Below are 16,391 nucleotides of genomic sequence, written 5' to 3'. Positions count from 1 at the left end.
CCCGGTGGAGCGCCAGCCCGGACAATCCGCAAGCATCATAAACTCGCCAGTCTGGGGCCTGTCGTCATTTCCATCGCCGTAGGGGTTGGGTCTCCCAACCCCTACCTGAGCGATCGACCCTAGGGGGCCGGTGGCGGGTTGGGTGTGTCGGCTGGCTCGGGATCGGATCGATCGAAGCGAGAACGATCGAATGCTCGATCGAACGTGGCTTTCATGGCGGCCTGGATCCGATCGGGATCCGGTTTGCGGCCGCCCATCAAGTCTCCGAAATAGACACAGGCCCCCTCTCCCAGGGCCAAGGTATAGGCCGCCGCCCAGGACGCGGCGATCGCGCTGCCAAAGCCGGGGACAAATTTCACCAACTCCCGCCCGATCGCCTGGGCCAAAAATCCGCCCGCGATCGTGCTGATGATGCCGCCCACTTGCGATCGGGTGAGTTTTTGGCCATAGAGCTGTCCCAATAGGCCAACCATGGAAACTTGCAACGCCGTCAGCACCGGCATGGACGCAAAGGGCAAGGGCACGGCCTCAACGGCCGCCGCCGCCGCCGCAAAGGCCAGCACATAACGCCGCCCCACATCCCGATAGAGGTTGCTGATTTGGCGGCCCGGCTCCCCGTCCAAAACCGAATCTAACAATTGATGGATGGTGCGGGCTTCGGCTTCCGGCAGCAAATCCGCCAGGGCATCGCGCAAGGCTTCCAGACCGTAAAAAGTGGGGTGATAGTCATCCTCCTCGCGGGTGAAGTCCAACAGCACAGCGCGATCGAACAGACCCGCAAAGGCCTCCTGCAATGCCGCAAAGGGCCGGGCCACCGCCTCCAAGCTCAGGGGATCCGCCGGGTGATCTTCAACTGTTGCTGGATAAACCTCATGCAAACAGGTGACCGCCAACAGGCAAGGCACGGCGGGATAGCGTTGGCGCAGGGTGGCGACCACTTGCCGCAGGGTTTCGGTGGCGAAGTCGTTGATCTTGACCGTGAGGATCAAAATTCTGGCCCGATCGGGATCTTCGTCAAAATCCGTCAGCAGGGCTTGGGCGATCGCCTGGCTGTCCCGTTCCGCATCCCCCAAACCCACCGTGTCCGTAAAAATCAGCAGCGGCAACTCATCGGAAGGATAGGCATAGCGTGCCGTGTGTTGCGTGTGGGGCCGAAAGCCTTGGCCGACAATTTCCGCCGAAACCCCCGTTAGCCCTCGGACGATCGAACTTTTGCCCGCCTGGGGTTTTCCCAACAGGGTCACTTCCGTGGTGGGCAGTTGGGCCCGCACTTCTGCCAACACCGCCGCCACCCGATCGTCACTGACGCTGAACCATTGGGTCAGGGATTGCACGCCCTGGGCCAGGGTTTCGCCGGGTTTGAGATGACCTAGGGCGGCAGGTAGATTCGGTAAATTCTTGGGTAGATTCGGCAAATTCTTGGGCAAATTGGGCAGTTTGGGCAAATTTACCGACCAATTGCGGGGCAAATTGGGCAATTCCGTAGGCAAGTTGGGCAAGCTGGGTAAATTCGGCAAATTCAAGGCCGTTAGCCGATCCTTCGCTGATTGCCAAGCAGTTGTCCACAGTCCCGGGCGCTGCGGCTCGTGGGGCGACTCCCCGATCGATTCTGGGGACGATTCTGCATCTTGGCCCGTTGTGTTTTCTGGCATGACTCCCGGCGACTCGATCGCCCCCAACGAGGATTCATCAACCGGGCGATCGGCCCCTGAGGCTTTTATTTCCGTTGGTTCAGAAGCGGGGGAATCAAAATCCGGCATATCAGCAATGGTTAGCAGTGGTTGCTGTCTTGAACGGGCCTTGAACGGGGAGCGCGTGAAATTTGAATTTCTTTAAAGTTTGACTGGAAATTTTTCGCTTGAAATTTAATGAATTCACTCAAATCTCAACAATCCAAAGCATAACTTTAAACCAAGCATTCAATCTCTCAAAATCGCAGCTTCAATCGGTTAGAACAGTTCTAGCGCCTGAAGATTGCCTGCAATTCCTACACCGCTCCTACCATTCAATGGCATTTGTTACGGGTGATGACGGGTGAACACTCAGCCCTGGTCTGGGGAAGCGATCGCCCGCCAAACTAGAGAACTGAGATTTTGTAGCGAATCGATCGGTTCCTGATAAAAGGTGCTGGCTACGATGGCGGATCCCAGTTGTGTTTTAGGAGTGGCGATCGGATGGTACAGAGTCCTTGGAGAACTGAGCAAGCTCCTCGCCCCAACCGTCAACAGCCGGAACTGTGGCAATTGGCCAATGGTTTGCGGGTGGTTTATCACTATGTGCCCGTTAGCCCAGCGGTGACCATGGATGTGTGGGTAAAGGCGGGGGCTGTGGCTGAGCCGATCGCCTGGGACGGGATGGCGCATTTCCTAGAACACATGATTTTTAAGGGCACTGACCGGTTGGGCCCCGGGGAATTTGACCGGGCGATCGAGAGTCGCGGCGGAGCCACCAACGCCGCCACCAGTCACGATTATGCCCATTATTTTGTGACCACGGCGGTGGAACATGCGGAAGCCACCTTGCCCCACTTGGCGGAGTTGTTGCTGAATGCGACGATTCCCGACCAGGAATTTGAGCTGGAGCGATCGGTGGTGCTCGAAGAAATCCGCCAGGCCTATGACAGCCCCGATTGGGTGGGATTTCAGATGCTGCTGTCGCGGGTCTATCCGGATCATGCCTATGGGCGATCGGTCTTGGGCAGTGAAGAATCCTTGATGAAGCGATCGCCCGCTGAGATGCGGCGGTTTCATGCCTGTCACTACCAACCGGAAAATCTGGTGGTGGCCCTGGTGGGAGGGTTGCCGCCCGATCGCGCCCGTCACTTGATGGAATCGGCCTTTGCGGCCTTTGGTCAGCCCCAAGCCTGTCCTCCTCAGCCGATCGGGCAAACTCCGCCGATTGCCGCCGTCCATCGCCAAGAACTGCACCGGCCCTATCTGGAGCAAGCTCGGGTGATGATGGCCTGGACGGGGCCCAGCTTGCAGGACATTGGCGATACCTATGCTTTGGAAGTGCTGGCCACCGTTCTCGGCATTGGGCGCACCTCGCGCTTGGTCAGCGATTTGCGTGAAGACCGGCAATGGGTTTTGGCGATCGACTGCGAAGCCAGTGCCCAACGGGATGCCAGCTTGCTGACGATCGGCGCTTGGCTGGATGTGCGAGATGTGGGCGTGGTGGAAGCCTGCATTTGTGATCACCTGGCCCTACTGCGCGATCACCCCATTAACCCGATCGAGCTGAAGCGGGCCCAGCGTCTTCTGTGCAGCGACTATATTTTCGCCACGGAAACCCCCAACCAACTCGCCAGCCTCTATGGCTACTACGGCCTGCTGGATCAACTGCCAGAAGCAACGGTTTATCCCGATCGGATCCAGGCCGTGGGCCCCGAAGACGTGCAACGGGTGGCGCAAAAATATCTTTCTCCCGATCGCTATGCCATGGTTACCCTGGTTCCGTCCTAGAGCGAGATCGATCGACCAAGACAAGGGGTTTCAGTAGACCTCTTGCATCAATCAAAACCCTCACCCTAAATCCCTCTCCCAAGTCGGGAGAGGGACTTGACAACTAACAACAAAATCGTCGCTATTCCCGATTTCTGGCTCCCCTTCGCCCTCCTTGGGAGAAGGGGTTGGGGGATGAGGGCTGTTAGCTGATTCGCGCAAGAGGTCTAGTCCCTTGCGCCCACCATGATTAATGCTTGGCCAGTCCGAAAATCAATCGGTTTGCACAGCAACCAACGCCTAACCGTGGATTAACCCATGGATTAGCCCTTGGCCTTCATGGCCAACTCGCGCCGCCAGAAAAAGGCCGCCGCTCCCCACAGCCCCACCATCTTGAACGTTTCCGAAGCCAGCGTCGCCCAAATGGCCCCCGCCCAGGAATAGGACGGAATCAAGATTAGGTTTAGCACCACATTCAAAATGGCAGCGGTGACTTGAATTAAGCTCCGTTGTCCCTGGTGGCCCGAAGAGGTGAGGCAATCGGCCGCCAAATACTGCATTCCCAAAATCAAATGCACGGGGGCGAACCAACGCAACACCCCGATCGCCTCGCGATATTCCGATCCCAAAATCCACTCCACCACCGGAGCAAAGAAAAACATCCCCAATCCCCCCAGCACCCCGTAGCCCGCGATCAGCGGAAACAGGCGCTTGGCAAATTGAATACTGCCGTCAATGCCATGAGTGCCCGCCTGAAAAAAGCGGGCATAATTCGCCGCACCAATCGCCAAGATCGGCTGGTAGCCCACATCCACAAACCGATAGCCCGCCCCATAGATCCCGGCAGCCTCTTCATTCACCAAGCTAGAGAGCAAGGTCTTATCCGCATTGGCATTAATCGTTTCAGCGGAACCGGCAATGGAAAAGTAAAACCCTTGACCCAATTCCCAATCACAATTGGGTTTGGGCCAAAGGGGCCAGCCCGCCTGCCGACTGGCCAACACAAAGGCCGCAAGGGCCGGCAACACTGACGCAATGCAGTAAAAAATCGACCAGGTTTCCGCCGATCGCCAGTCGGGAACCAGCCACAGGGCCCCCACCGCCAAGAGTTTCACGGCGCTGAAAACCACCTTGAGCTGGGCTGGGCGAGCTGCCACCCCCACCGATAAAAACGCCGAACTGCTAAATTCCAGCAGACAAACGCCCCAATAGTCCCCCAGGGCCATCCACAACACCAACCAGGGGGAAACTTGGCTGCCCCAAATTCGACTCGCCAGCAACATCACCAACCCAATGCCCAGCAGGGAAGACCAGCCCCAAACGAATAGGGACTTTCCCCACTCCGTGCGGAAGCTGCTGCGATCGCGCGAAACCGTCCGCATCAACAAGTGGGCATAGCCAACCCCAACGAAAGGCGAAAGCATGGCCACCAAGGACAACACCCCGATCAGTTCGCCATACTCTTTGGATCCCAAAAACCGCGCCACAAAGATGAAGTACAGCGCCTGGATCGCCACGCTAATCACCCTGGCGGCAATCATCCAGAGATTGTCTTGCACCGAGGATTTCCCCAGAGTGGTGCGCAGACGTTGCAGGACTCCTTGAAGGTTGGGCATAGGGGCTAGTGAGTGAAGAGTGAAAAGGAGTAGAAAATTGCACCCAAACTAACACCGTCGCTACACAAAACCTCTGGAAAAGATTACGGACTGGTAATGCTGGCCAGCAAACGAACGTAGGCTGCTTGATAGTAAATGGCTGGTTCCGTGAGTTCCCAACTATTCACCGGCCAGCCGGTGGGTGAGTCGAGATAGCGCTTTTGGATGGGCTGTTGTTTCACGGATTCTTGGTTGCCGGTGTAGTCGCGGTTGGGCCCGCCCACCAAATATCCGGGAGCCGGGCCCGGTTTTCCGGGGGCAACCCGTTCATACTCGCCACGCCCCAACCATTCGTGATACATGCTGGTGACCGATCGCTCGGCTCCCAGACTGCCCATGTTGGTGAGGTAAACAAACCCCAAGGGATTCACGCCATGGAGGTAGTGCAGGTGGGCCATGGCTCGGGCCTGTAGGCTGGTGTTGCGATCGGGCACTGCGCCATAGCGAATGGCATCTCGGTTGCTGTTGCCATAGTTGGCTTGAACTTGGTTGCTGCCCCAGTGATATTGCTCATCGGGCAGCGACACCCGATAGGGATCTAGATCCATACGCAAGCCGTAGGCCTGGGTTTGGGTGCGCACCATATTCACAAATCGATCGCGAATTTGCTTGACCAAGGCGGCATCCGCATTTGGCAAGCGGGTATAAAGCAGCAGCGCATCGCCTTCGTGGGCCCGATACCGACCCCAAACGTTGTCGTTCCAAGGCTGGGAAGCGGTGAGATATTTTGCAAGTTGGGTGCTGTAGTCGGGGTTGCCGGTGAGGGCAAACAGGTGAACAGCGGCGGCGGCAGCGTTGCCCTGTTGTTCAGGAATCGGGCGATCGGCATCCCCGGCTTTAATTTCCTGGGTGTCGCAATCGGTCTTGAGAGGATTTTGCTGGAACCAGTTCCAAGCCCGAATGGCCCGTTGTTCCAAATCTCGGGACTCCCCTTGCAGGGCGGGAAACTGCCGATAGACACGGGCCGCATGGGCAAAGGCGGCCGCCGTGGCGATCGTGGAGGAAGAGCATTCGGGCCCGTAATATCGGGGGCGACGATCTTGGCTGGGGCGATCGGCCGCATTGTGATCCAGCACGCCCACCTTGATCAATACGCCGCCATCGTCTTCCTGCATTCGCTTCAGCCAATCCACTTCCCACTTAATCTCATCAATCAGGTCGGGGATGCCGTTGCCCGATTCGGGAATGTTGAACCGATCGGTGAAAGCTCGGGGGTTTTCTTCGTAGGCCGTCAGCAGTTGATTCACCACGGGGCCTGCAAAGGTGCTGTATTTGTTCGTATCACCGGCATCAAACCATCCCCCTCGCAAGTCGCGGGCCGTGGCGGGATCGTCCTTGGCACTGACCGATCGAGCCTGGGAATCCTGATTGGGGCCCAAAAAAGCCGCCCCATCTTGCCACTTCCCAGCCACAGAACCCGTTTTGTTGAAACCGGCCCGCTGGTAATAAAACACACGTGTGGCGGTTATCAGTTTTTTTTGGTAGACACTGCTCTGAATTTCAAAGGGAAATGATTGCTCACCCCGTTCCCGATCAACCACCACATAGGTTCCCGATTGTTTCACGGTTGAAAAATCAAAATGCCAAGCCCGATCGCCCGATTGACCGTGGATTTGCCCCCCATTCCAAGGGGTCAGCGCACCCGAAAAAACCACCGCATTGGTGGAGGTATTTCTGACTTCATAGACTGATCCCGGCGTGAAGGCTCGGTTGGCATTTTCACCCCGCTGCGGAGAGGCAATCACCGCCACTTTGGGATCCTGAGGTCGATAGCCAAACTGATCCACCAAAATTCGAGGAATGGGTTCATTACCACCCCCAGTTCCCCCGTTGAATGGCAGTGATGCCCAAGCCTGCATGGTGTATTGAAACAGCGATTGATTCGCTAAGGATTGAGACCCAAAATCCATGATCCCTAGCCCCGCTAGCAACGCTCCACCCAGCCAAACCCACTTCCAACGCTGCATCACAAACCTTTCTCCTTGGGACAGGTGCTATTAACCAAATTTCATTGCTAGGCAGGACGACTGAGATCAGAATTCTAGGAAGGTATCTCAGATCATAATTTCAAGTCATAATTTCAAGAAAAATGAGATTAACTATTCAAGAAAATGAATGGAGCTATTCAAAATTAATCAATAATTCAAAATATTTGAATGAAATAATGCTGAAAAGCTTTGTTGATGTTTTCGGTATGTATCAAATTAAACAACAGAGAAAAAATGGTAATTGAATTGATTGGAAAACTGATCATGGTTGAACCCATGAATGGTTATTCTCAATCACTCAAATGGGTCAAGGCTGTGGTGCTCGTTAATTCCCAAACTTTTAGCTTGAAGTTGGGTTGAGCGCAATGCCACCTGAATTCGCCTAGTCTTTCTATCATACTAATGAAAAAAGCGTCCGGGCCCTGAAGGGGGATAGTCTTTAGATTAATCTTTTTTTGAAAGCAGTCGTTAACCGAATCTTCACAAATTAGGTTTCCAGATTCACATCATTTTTCTGCATAAACTTTCTGGAAATCTAGTAACAATGCCAACGGGCTGCGATCGGGAAGGAAAAGAACCGCCAAAAATCAGCCCTAATCCCGCCCGATCGCCCTCTTATTCTCATCAGCTTTAGGCTTGCAGGAATTCTCGTAGCGCCACCAGTTTTTCCCAAGCGGCCCCGCTCGCCAGGATTTCCTTGGCCCGAGCCACACCAACAGCACAGGCTTCCGGCGACCCGATCGGCTCAGCGATCGCCCCGGCCACTTGGAGGGCCAGGGACGCATTGAGGGCCACGGCATCCCGCTGGGCGATCGAGCCTTGACCCTGAAGCACTTGTCGCAAAATCTCGGCATTTTCGCTGGGATCACCGCCCACCAAGGCGGCCGTGGGCGCGGCCGCACAGCCGGCCGCCACCGGATCCAACTCCAAGCGGGCGATCGACCCCTCGGCCAAAACCGCCAGATCGGTCACATCCGCCAATCCCCCTTCATCCAAGCCTTCGCGCCCATGGAGGACGATCGCCCGCTGAGTGCCCAGCCGATTCAGGGCCCCAGCCATCACCTCAATCAAATCGCTTTTGAAAGTGCCGATCACCTGGCCCGTGGGCCGCAGGGGATTCACCAGGGGCCCCAATAGGTTAAACACGGTGCGCACCTTCAGGGCTTGGCGAATGGGCGCGACGGCCTTCATGGCCGGATGCCAACCGGGCGCAAACAGAAACGTGATCCCCACCTGGTGCGCCGCCGCTTGGATTTGGGCGGGATCAGCTCCGAGGCGAATTCCCAATGCTTCCAGCACATCGGCGGATCCCGACTTGCTGGAAGCGGCCCGGTTCCCGTGCTTCACCACCGTGACCCCAGCGGCGGCGGCCACAAAGGCGACGGCCGTGGAAATGTTGAAGGTGGAAGCGCCGTCGCCACCCGTGCCGCAAGTGTCGATCGAGGGGCTGGGCAGCGGATCGCCCGTCACACTCACCGATTGGCTCAGCAAAACCTGGGCCATCCCAGCCAGCTCATCCGCCGTTACGCCTTTGGCCTGGAGAGCAGCCAAAATTGCGCCTGACAGGGCCGGAGCCAGCCCATCATCCAACCAAGCCTGCATCAGTTGAGCGGCCTGAGCCTGGGACAGGGAGGCTCGATCGAGCAGTTGCTTCAACAGGGTGGGCCCATCAAAGGTCGTGGCGGCGGCAGTCATAACTGAAGCTCCAGGGGCGATCGCGCGAGAAAGTCCAGTGCTAGAATACTATCCGCGCTCAAAATTCCGGGCCCCCCAAGCCAAGAATCAGCCCATCAATCCCCCCTTGCTGAAGGGCTGGCTAGAGGTTGATTCAGTGGCTCAAAGTCAAGCAATTGGGGTAAAGTAACAACCGCGCGGGTGTAGTTCAGTGGTAGAACGTCAGCTTCCCAAGCTGAATGTCGTGGGTTCGAGTCCCATCACCCGCTTAGTTTCTGCGACACTGCGATTTCAGGTAACCAACAAATCGCTCAGATTGCTTGAGCGAGTTTCCTGATCACTGCAATGGCATCATTGTGATTAATTAGCCCTGGCTAGGCACTGCCTCGGCCTTCAGCAAAAATTCGATAACGTTTTGTCAGCAAAACTATTTTGGGCAACACATGGTGAAGTGGGATGACGATATCCATAACACCCCAGCGTATTCGGTGACGGACGCTGCGCGGTATTTGCGTATCCCAGTTGTGACGCTGCGCTCTTGGCTTAACGGGCGTTCCTATGCCACCCAGATTGGTCAACAAGCGTTTGAGCCACTGATTCAGCGGCCCGATTTAGCTCTGCCCCAGCTCTCGTTCACAAACCTGGTAGAGGCTCATGTTTTGCGAATTATTCGTGAAACCCATCAGGTCAAGCTTGATAAAGTTCGCCATGCCCTAGATTATATGAGCCAGCAGTTTGACACGGCTCACCCATTGGTGATGAGACGGTTTCAAACCGATGGGGTTGATTTGTTTGTAGACCAAGTAGATCGGCTGGTCAATGTTTCCCGATCGGGCCAGCTTGCCATGCGCGAAACCTTGAAACACCTGCTGACCCGCATTGAGTGGAACGCAGAGGGGATCGCCAACCGATTTTTTCCCATCATTGAGTGGGTTCCTGAGCCAGGAACTGACAAAATCATTTTCCTCGACCCATCCATTCGGTTTGGTAAGCCGGTCATTGCAGGCCAGGGAGTGCCTACTGCTGCCATTGTTAGCCTGATTGATGCGGGTGATTCGATCGACGATGTGGCAGAGGAGTTTGACTGCTCTCCTGAACAAATTAAGGCCGCTATTCAGTTTGAAGCTCAAAATCGTGCCGCGTGACTCCAGCCGATCGCCCCATTTTTTTCATCGATTGGTGCCTCGGAAAGTCGGTGGCCAAGGCTCTCAGGGAAGTGGGTGCTCAAGTTGAGCATCATGGCGATTGCTTTGCCCAAAATACCCCTGATCCAGAGTGGTTGACGGTGGTGGGCGATCGGGGTTGGGTTGTGCTGACCAAAGATGAGGCAATTGGAACCAATAAGCTGGAATTGGGGGCGATCGCCCGTGCCGAGGCAAGGGTATTTATTTTGGTGTCAGGCAACTTGGGCCGTCAGCAGATGGCGGCCCTATTTGTTGAGGTGTTACCTAAATTGGAACGGTTCAGCCAGGGCAACCAAGCGCCCTTCATTGCCAAAATCTACAGAGATGGCAGAGTTGAACTCTGGAAAAATCGTACCCAGTTGCTCAAGCTATTGAAGGGGAGAGACTTGCTGGATCTTTGAGAAAATTCCTCGAACATAGAGGTTTAATTGACCCAATGAGCGAGGATAGCTGCCACTAGTTCGCAGAAACCTTCTCCTTCAGCGCTGGGAGTGATGTGCGCCGGTTGATGAATCAGCTCGCTGAGGTAGGGACGCACGTTGGCAACACCGACGGAGCGGGGAAAAAGGGCCGGGTCAAACAGACTTTCATCATTGGGGCTGTCCCCGATCGTCAGGATTTGATCGAGGGCATAACCGGGCCACAACAGCTCGATCGCCCGTTGGAGTCCTGCGGCCTTGTTTTGTGCCGGGAGTTTGATGTGGGCTTGCACGGCACTGTAGGTGAATCCCCAGCCCAAGGCCGCCAGCGATTCCCCCATGGCCAATAGGGTTTGGCGATCAATGCCCGGTAAATCCGCTAGATCAAAAGTCCAATCGGTGATTCGGAAGCGGTTATCGGGGGCCGGGTGCAGGTGGGGAAAATGGTGATGGAATTCCGTTTGGAGGATGCCAAAAACATCGGCCAAAGCATCGCGATGGGCGATCGGGTCGGTTACATCCACTAGCCATTGGCCCTCGGGTCGATCGCGCCGATAGAGCAGACCGCCGTTTTCCGCGATCGCCCCTGCGATCGGCAGGTATTCCACCAGGGCGCTCACCCAACCGGCTGATCGCCCGGTGATGATCAGGACGGGGATGCCAGCCTGTTGCAAGCGTTCCAAGGCCAAAAACAGGTGGCTGGAAAATCGACCCGATCGGGTCAAGGTACCGTCCATATCGGTGGCGATCGCCCGAAGGCCGGGAGCCAGAGCAGCGGCCATCGCCGCCAGTGAGGACTGAGGAGACAAGGGCATAGCGATCGACCCGTTTGCAAATACCGCAATGTACAGTGGGGAATGTTTTTGCCGCAAGTGGCGCGATCTCCACATTGCCTGAACACACTCTGATCAGGCCTGCAACGCTACCTTCAAGGCTGTCTCAACCCTGTAAACGTATTTAACGGATTGGCTGTACCCATGGCTACCACCGCACTTGATCGGGACGCGCATCTGTTCCACCTGGCTGCCCAGCGAGCGGGAATTCATATGCCCATCTTGCCCGCGCTCCAGGAAGCCCATGATCAGCCAACCCCAGAAGGGGAACGGGGGTTGGGCTTAACCAGCGCGGATCAAGAACAGGTGGACAGCCTACCGGATCAGTTGATGGAAGCGGCCCTGTTGGTGCGACGGTTAACGGATTCTTTAATCCAATCCGGTTGGAAGGCCGATCGAATCTGGCAGGTGAGTGCTGGACAATATAGCCCTGAAGTGTTGGCCGTGTTGGCTCGGGGCTTTGAAGACAAAACCACTGGCGGGCCGATTCTGGCCGGTTGCTCGCTCGATCGGCTGACGGCCGCCTATCGCCAATTTTGTACCTTGGAGCGATCGACCCAGATTGCCCCCGCCAGTACCACCCTCACCGGCAGCACCTTCACCATCGATCGGGCACTGCTCGACACGATTGAGCGCCTGCCTCAGTTTTATCAAGGCTATGTGCATCAGCGGGAAGCCCTGCTTGAGGCGACCCGTATTTGGCGCGGCCTGGCCACCCGGGAGGACACCTTGGTTTCCCTGGGGTTGCCAGCCTTGAACTACACCGATACCGCTCTTGACACGGCCTTAGTCACCTTCATCCAACGTTTGTCGCCCAACTATTCCGGCTTTCCGCACCAGCGAGAGGCCCTGCTGCGGTTGGTGCAAATTTGGCGGCAACTGGATTCACGCCAATCGGCGATCGCCTCCCTCAGCGACAGTAATTTGAGTCTGTTGCCCCGTAATTACGATCCGGCCCTGCTGGCCTTTGTGCTGCGGGTTCCGGAGTTCTACGCCGGTAGCGGCACTCAGCGCAATGCGGCCACCGAAACCGTCCGCATGTGGCGAGATTTGGAGAATCGCAACGCGGCCCTCACCAGCTTGGGGGTGAATCCGATTGTATTTGCGAATCCGGCGGCCCCCGAAGCCAGCACCGCCGCTGCCCAGCTCGATCGGGAATTGCTCTCTTTTCTGCGACGGTTGCCAGCCGCCTACCGAGCCACACCCAATCAACAGGGGGCTTTAACTCGGTTGGTGCAACTGTGGCGCAATTTGGAAACCCAGCAGGCCGCGATCGGCTCCCTGGAAACGGATCTGCGCACCATGCAATGGCAGGTAATGATCCTGAAACAGAACACCGTCCTCAAAAGTCAGCCGGTTCAGGCCAGCGCCCTGCCCCGAAACGAAGTGGCCGCCATGCCTGCCGGGGAACTGTCGCTGATTGACTCGATCGAGCAAGGAACCCACTATCGAATCCTGACCGTGGAGCCAATCCGCGATCGGCGGGAATGGTTTGTTTACCGGGGTCATGCGGACTTCTTGGAACCGGCCACCATGTTGGTGAAAACCAGTACCTTCCTCAAGACCCGCCCCCTACAGTCCAGCAGCTTGGGAAATGCGGAAAAGGTGGCCCTTTCCCCCGGAGAGTTCCAAATTCGCAGCTACGAGGATGTGGGCGATCACCTGCGAATTCGGCTGGTGAAACCCATTAATAACCGGCTGGAATGGTTCATTTTTGAAGGCCACATCACCCTGCTGAATGTGGATGACTATCCCTCGCCTCGGGATCCCCAGCCTGCGCCCGCGCCTACCCCTGTGCCTGCCCCCGTGCCCGCGCCTGTCCCCAGGCCCACCCCGGTTCCCACCCCGTCCCCTGTGCCCGATCGGGGACGACGGATTCAAGTGCCCGGGCTGGGGACGGTCTGGACGCGTGACCCGATTATTGCGGGCGGTAACTTTAATTGGGGTGAAGCCACCAAAGATGGCACGCGGATTCCCGAAAATTCCACCATCACCCAAAACATCATCGCCATGGCCCGGCGAATGCAGGAAGTGCGGGCCCGGCTGGGCAATCGCACCATCACCATTACGAGCTGGTATCGGCCCCCGGCCGTGAATCGGGCTGTGGGTGGGGCCCGCAACTCAACCCACATTCGGGGTTATGGGGTGGACTTTGTGGTGGCGGGGTTGTCGCCGCGTGCGGCCCAACGGATTTTGGATCCCTGGTGGCCCGGTGGCTTAGGCTATGGCTCCTCCTTCACCCATTTGGATAATCGGGGATATCGGGCCCGGTGGAATTACACCAATTAATGAGTGATCCAACCAAGGGAATGGCAGGGGAGGTCTATCGGGTTCAGTCAAGGGATCACCCAACGGCTCCGCCAAGAAGCAACACTTGAATTTCGCTGTGGGCCGCGATTTCGCTGGTTCCTTGGGGAACTTGGGCCAGGGCGGTGGTTCCCGCTAGGTTGATCAGGTTGCCAGAACTGTGGCTGCCTTTGGCCAGGCTAAAGACCAGTTGCCCTTCGATGATTTGCAAAGAACCCCAAAGGTAAGTTTCTCGCCGCCCGGCCCCTTGCAGATCCTGCGCCGATCGCGCCGTTATCCATTGCACCCCGTGGGGGCCCGATCGCCCCGACAGCTTCCGCAACAGGGGAGCCACAAACCGCCAACAACCCACCAGGGCCGAAACGGGATTTCCCGGCAAGCCCACATAGACCTTGGGGCCAAAGGTGGCCAGGGTCAGGGGTTTACCGGGCCGCACGGCCACGGATTTGACGTGAATTTCGCCGCCCAATTCCGCCAAGACCGCATCCACATAGTCATAGTCCCCCACGGACACGCCCCCCGTGGACAGCACTAAATCTGCTTGGCCGATCGCCTGTTCAACGGCAGCTTTCAAAGCGGCGCGATCGTCCCGCACCACCCCCAGGGCGATCGGCTCCACGCCCATTTGTTGCAAAAAAGCGATCAGGGCGTATTGATTGGAATCAACAATTTGCCCCGGTTGCAGGGGTTGATCGATCGTGCCCAGTTCATCACCCGTGGAAAACACCGCCACCCGCGGCCGTCGCACCACCGTGACCCGATCGCACTGGGCCGCCGCCAACACCGCCAATTCAGCGGGGCCGATCGCCAACCCGGCGGGCAAAATCTGATCACCCGATCGGCAAAACATGCCCTTGGCCCGCACAAATTCCCCAGCGGCCGGCTGGCTCAACACCTTTACTCGATCGGGCCCGGCCGGTTCCGTGTCCTCTTGAATCGCGATCGCATCGGCCCCCGGCGGCATCATCGCCCCGGTGAAAATCCGTGCCGCCTGACCCGGCCCAACCGCTTGTTGAGGAGCCACCCCCGCCGGAATTGTTTCAATAATTTGCAATTCCGCTGGCCCCTGGGCCAGGTCAGCTTGGCGCACCGCGTAGCCGTCCATGGCGGAGTTGTCCCAGTGGGGAAAGTCCAAGCGCGATCGCACCGGTTCCGCCAACACCCGCCCCAGGGCCGCCACGCTGGCGATCGATTCGGTGTCGATGATTGGCGGCGTGATCCGTAGGGCGATCGCTTCGGCTTCTTGGGCGGAAATCATGGGTGACTTGGGCGAGGGAGCGATCGTCAGTTTAAAACCCCCGGCCCGTTGCCACAATTCCCACAATGGGTGATCGCCATTCGCCCGTCTCCACCCTGACCGCCTCAGCAGAATGCGATATCGTTGGGGGCAAGGGGTTGAAACCCCTTGTCTAGGACTGCGATCTGTTACCTGCTAGCTATTGCTTTTTGATCATGCCCCGAGCCAAAGCCCAACCGAGTTCTCCTGAAACCGCCCCCGATTGGCACTATGAAACGGCCATGGCCGAGGTGGAAACGATCGTGCGGCAACTGGAAACGGGCGACTTGGATTTGGATCAAGCTTTTGATCAATTCACCGCTGCGGTCGATCGCCTGCAACAGTGCGATCGATTCCTGCGCGATCGACAGGCTCAGGTGAGCTTAGCGATCGAAACACTGGACAACCTCGATCTGGAATAAGCCAGGCATTCCTGATCGCAAAATCAGTAATTTAAGTAATCCATCCGTAGGGGCGCAACGCCTTGCGCCCTTCCCCGTCTGTGCCTTTGTTAAAAACTGTTCTTAAGCCTGCCATTGTTGGAGTAACCAAGCGCTGACTTGGCCATGGTCGGCCTCGCGCGATCGCCGCAGGGCCTCTTCCAAAATATCCAAACTCAGACCCGGCAACACCGCCGATTCTTGGATTCGCCGACTGCCGCGCTCAATAATTTCAAACCCGAAGATTACCGCCTCCGGCACATTCACCACCCAATATTCCCGCACGCCCAAATCTTCATAGAGCAAGCGTTTGCGCCCACAATCATCGGGCCAGGTGCTGTCAGAAATTTCGATCGCCAAGTCCGGCGGCGGTAACTGATCCAAGTCCACAATTTTAGTTTCCCAGTCCAGCGATCCCACGCGATCGCCTACATACAAGGAAACATCGGGCTGCGCTTCTCGCAAGCCAGTTTTGCGATAGGTGCAGTTGTCGTGAACATCGACGCGCAAGTCTCGAAGCGCTGCAAACAGCAACGTCGCGTAGATCACGATCGAATGGTCGCGGGAGTGGGGGTTACCGACGGGAGACATTTCGAGCCTCATCATTCCGTCGTGATAATAACCTTTTGTTTTCTCACTGGCTTGGGCGATCGCTTGCTGATAAGTCTCCCAATCTGCCTTTTGCCAATCGTCAGGATCAGTCTCTGTCGCCTCATCAAACTCGCAAAGGGTCGGGTCAGCCTCCGCCACGGGGCTAAACCGTTGCGGCTGGGGCGCTGAAGCAGTCACAGCGGCGTTAGGGGAGCGACCGGGCTGGATGGCAACCATGGCGGGGGAAGAGTGGGCGATCGACTGCTTGGATTCTAGCAATCTCTGCTGGGAGCAGGGCGCTGCTGCGGGTTGCACCAAGGCTAATCCGTGGTAAATCACCTCACTCGCACATTTCCCACAGCAGTCGAGTTGCTGGGCCGCCGCGCACGGTGGGGTTGCGTGGCGATTCAAGGTTCAGAATGTCCAGCGATCAATTCTTGCCGATCACCCGAGGCGATCCCCTTGGGTGATCGATTGCAGACATGAACTTAACTTTTTGAAACAAATCGTAATCATCAGAAAAAACGATTGGTCACTGTATGTAAAGTTTATTAAACTAAAACCAGGTGAGTAATTATCCCTAC

At 56.9% G+C, this 16,391-nt stretch carries 12 protein-coding genes and 1 tRNA gene; 6 read left to right on the top strand and 7 right to left on the bottom strand.

The annotated features are described in order from the left end of the window. Positions 1–119: 119 nt before the first annotated feature. Entirely contained in the window at positions 120–1,760 is a 1,641-nt protein-coding gene (locus tag AC2IAX_RS04880; RefSeq protein WP_494389580.1) for a GTPase family protein, read from the bottom strand. A gap of 414 nt (positions 1,761–2,174) precedes the next feature. Between AC2IAX_RS04880 and AC2IAX_RS04875 the strand changes: the two genes are divergently transcribed. Continuing rightward, on the top strand, positions 2,175–3,461 hold the full coding sequence (locus tag AC2IAX_RS04875) for a M16 family metallopeptidase (protein WP_494389579.1): 1,287 nt from the start codon (positions 2,175–2,177) through the stop codon (positions 3,459–3,461). A gap of 302 nt (positions 3,462–3,763) precedes the next feature. On the opposite strand, the gene AC2IAX_RS04870 is transcribed toward AC2IAX_RS04875, so the two are convergent. The 3 genes from AC2IAX_RS04870 to trpD all read right to left on the bottom strand — a co-directional run bounded on the left by AC2IAX_RS04870 (position 3,764) and on the right by trpD (position 8,778). Beyond that, positions 3,764–5,056, bottom strand: coding sequence for an oligosaccharide flippase family protein (locus AC2IAX_RS04870; RefSeq protein ID WP_494389578.1), 1,293 nt, complete (start codon positions 5,054–5,056; stop codon positions 3,764–3,766). A gap of 83 nt (positions 5,057–5,139) precedes the next feature. Beyond that, the gene (locus tag AC2IAX_RS04865; RefSeq protein WP_494390280.1) at positions 5,140–7,062 is read right to left on the bottom strand and encodes a glycoside hydrolase family 9 protein; all 1,923 of its coding nucleotides are present in this window, start codon (positions 7,060–7,062) and stop codon (positions 5,140–5,142) included. A gap of 651 nt (positions 7,063–7,713) precedes the next feature. After that, positions 7,714–8,778 (bottom strand): anthranilate phosphoribosyltransferase, encoded by a 1,065-nt coding sequence (gene trpD / locus AC2IAX_RS04860; protein WP_494389577.1) that lies wholly within the window; start codon positions 8,776–8,778, stop codon positions 7,714–7,716. A gap of 176 nt (positions 8,779–8,954) precedes the next feature. Between trpD and AC2IAX_RS04855 the strand changes: the two genes are divergently transcribed. The 3 genes from AC2IAX_RS04855 to AC2IAX_RS04845 all read left to right on the top strand — a co-directional run bounded on the left by AC2IAX_RS04855 (position 8,955) and on the right by AC2IAX_RS04845 (position 10,342). Continuing rightward, positions 8,955–9,026 (top strand) — tRNA-Gly (locus tag AC2IAX_RS04855). A 174-nt stretch (positions 9,027–9,200) separates the two neighbouring features. Then, complete coding sequence (locus tag AC2IAX_RS04850) at positions 9,201–9,902, top strand: DUF433 domain-containing protein (RefSeq protein WP_494389576.1); 702 nt, start codon at positions 9,201–9,203, stop codon at positions 9,900–9,902. Further along, positions 9,899–10,342, top strand: coding sequence for a PIN-like domain-containing protein (locus AC2IAX_RS04845; protein ID WP_494389575.1), 444 nt, complete (start codon positions 9,899–9,901; stop codon positions 10,340–10,342). Before AC2IAX_RS04850 ends, AC2IAX_RS04845 begins: the two co-directional genes overlap by 4 nt. Before the next feature lie 23 nt (positions 10,343–10,365). Here the strand turns inward: AC2IAX_RS04845 and AC2IAX_RS04840 are convergent, their stop codons facing one another. Continuing rightward, positions 10,366–11,175, bottom strand: a complete 810-nt coding sequence (locus AC2IAX_RS04840; RefSeq protein ID WP_494389574.1) for an HAD family hydrolase — start codon at positions 11,173–11,175, stop codon at positions 10,366–10,368. 162 nt (positions 11,176–11,337) lie between these two features. Here AC2IAX_RS04840 and AC2IAX_RS04835 point away from each other — a divergent pair, with 162 nt between their 5' ends. Then, positions 11,338–13,482 (top strand): D-Ala-D-Ala carboxypeptidase family metallohydrolase, encoded by a 2,145-nt coding sequence (locus tag AC2IAX_RS04835; protein WP_494389573.1) that lies wholly within the window; start codon positions 11,338–11,340, stop codon positions 13,480–13,482. Between the two features lie 55 nt (positions 13,483–13,537). Here the strand turns inward: AC2IAX_RS04835 and AC2IAX_RS04830 are convergent, their stop codons facing one another. After that, complete coding sequence (locus AC2IAX_RS04830) at positions 13,538–14,758, bottom strand: molybdopterin molybdotransferase MoeA (RefSeq protein WP_494389572.1); 1,221 nt, start codon at positions 14,756–14,758, stop codon at positions 13,538–13,540. 194 nt (positions 14,759–14,952) lie between these two features. On the opposite strand from AC2IAX_RS04830, the gene xseB reads away from it, so the two are divergent. Continuing rightward, a complete protein-coding gene (gene xseB / locus AC2IAX_RS04825; RefSeq protein WP_494389571.1) occupies positions 14,953–15,198 on the top strand; it encodes an exodeoxyribonuclease VII small subunit in 246 nt (81 codons plus the stop codon). Between the two features lie 102 nt (positions 15,199–15,300). Here the strand turns inward: xseB and AC2IAX_RS04820 are convergent, their stop codons facing one another. Then, positions 15,301–16,005 carry a Uma2 family endonuclease gene (locus AC2IAX_RS04820; protein ID WP_494389570.1) on the bottom strand — a complete coding sequence of 235 codons (705 nt, stop codon included), beginning with the start codon at positions 16,003–16,005 and terminating at the stop codon, positions 15,301–15,303. Positions 16,006–16,391: the final 386 nt, after the last annotated feature.

The sequence above is a fragment of the Limnothrix sp. HT2024 genome, assembly GCF_059138625.1.
This window is presented reverse-complemented; position numbering and strand designations above follow the sequence as displayed.

What these genes read in the sequence shown, in the direction of transcription:
- trpD (WP_494389577.1), bottom strand. Translation starts at nt 8,778, where the DNA reads ATGACTGCCGCCGCCACGACCTTTGATGGGCCCACCCTGTTGAAGCAA.
- AC2IAX_RS04835 (WP_494389573.1), top strand. Translation starts at nt 11,338, where the DNA reads ATGGCTACCACCGCACTTGATCGGGACGCGCATCTGTTCCACCTGGCT.
- AC2IAX_RS04865 (WP_494390280.1), bottom strand. Translation starts at nt 7,062, where the DNA reads ATGCAGCGTTGGAAGTGGGTTTGGCTGGGTGGAGCGTTGCTAGCGGGG.
- AC2IAX_RS04840 (WP_494389574.1), bottom strand. Translation starts at nt 11,175, where the DNA reads ATGCCCTTGTCTCCTCAGTCCTCACTGGCGGCGATGGCCGCTGCTCTG.
- AC2IAX_RS04880 (WP_494389580.1), bottom strand. Translation starts at nt 1,760, where the DNA reads ATGCCGGATTTTGATTCCCCCGCTTCTGAACCAACGGAAATAAAAGCC.
- AC2IAX_RS04830 (WP_494389572.1), bottom strand. Translation starts at nt 14,758, where the DNA reads ATGATTTCCGCCCAAGAAGCCGAAGCGATCGCCCTACGGATCACGCCG.
- AC2IAX_RS04875 (WP_494389579.1), top strand. Translation starts at nt 2,175, where the DNA reads ATGGTACAGAGTCCTTGGAGAACTGAGCAAGCTCCTCGCCCCAACCGT.
- xseB (WP_494389571.1), top strand. Translation starts at nt 14,953, where the DNA reads ATGCCCCGAGCCAAAGCCCAACCGAGTTCTCCTGAAACCGCCCCCGAT.
- AC2IAX_RS04870 (WP_494389578.1), bottom strand. Translation starts at nt 5,056, where the DNA reads ATGCCCAACCTTCAAGGAGTCCTGCAACGTCTGCGCACCACTCTGGGG.
- AC2IAX_RS04850 (WP_494389576.1), top strand. Translation starts at nt 9,201, where the DNA reads ATGGTGAAGTGGGATGACGATATCCATAACACCCCAGCGTATTCGGTG.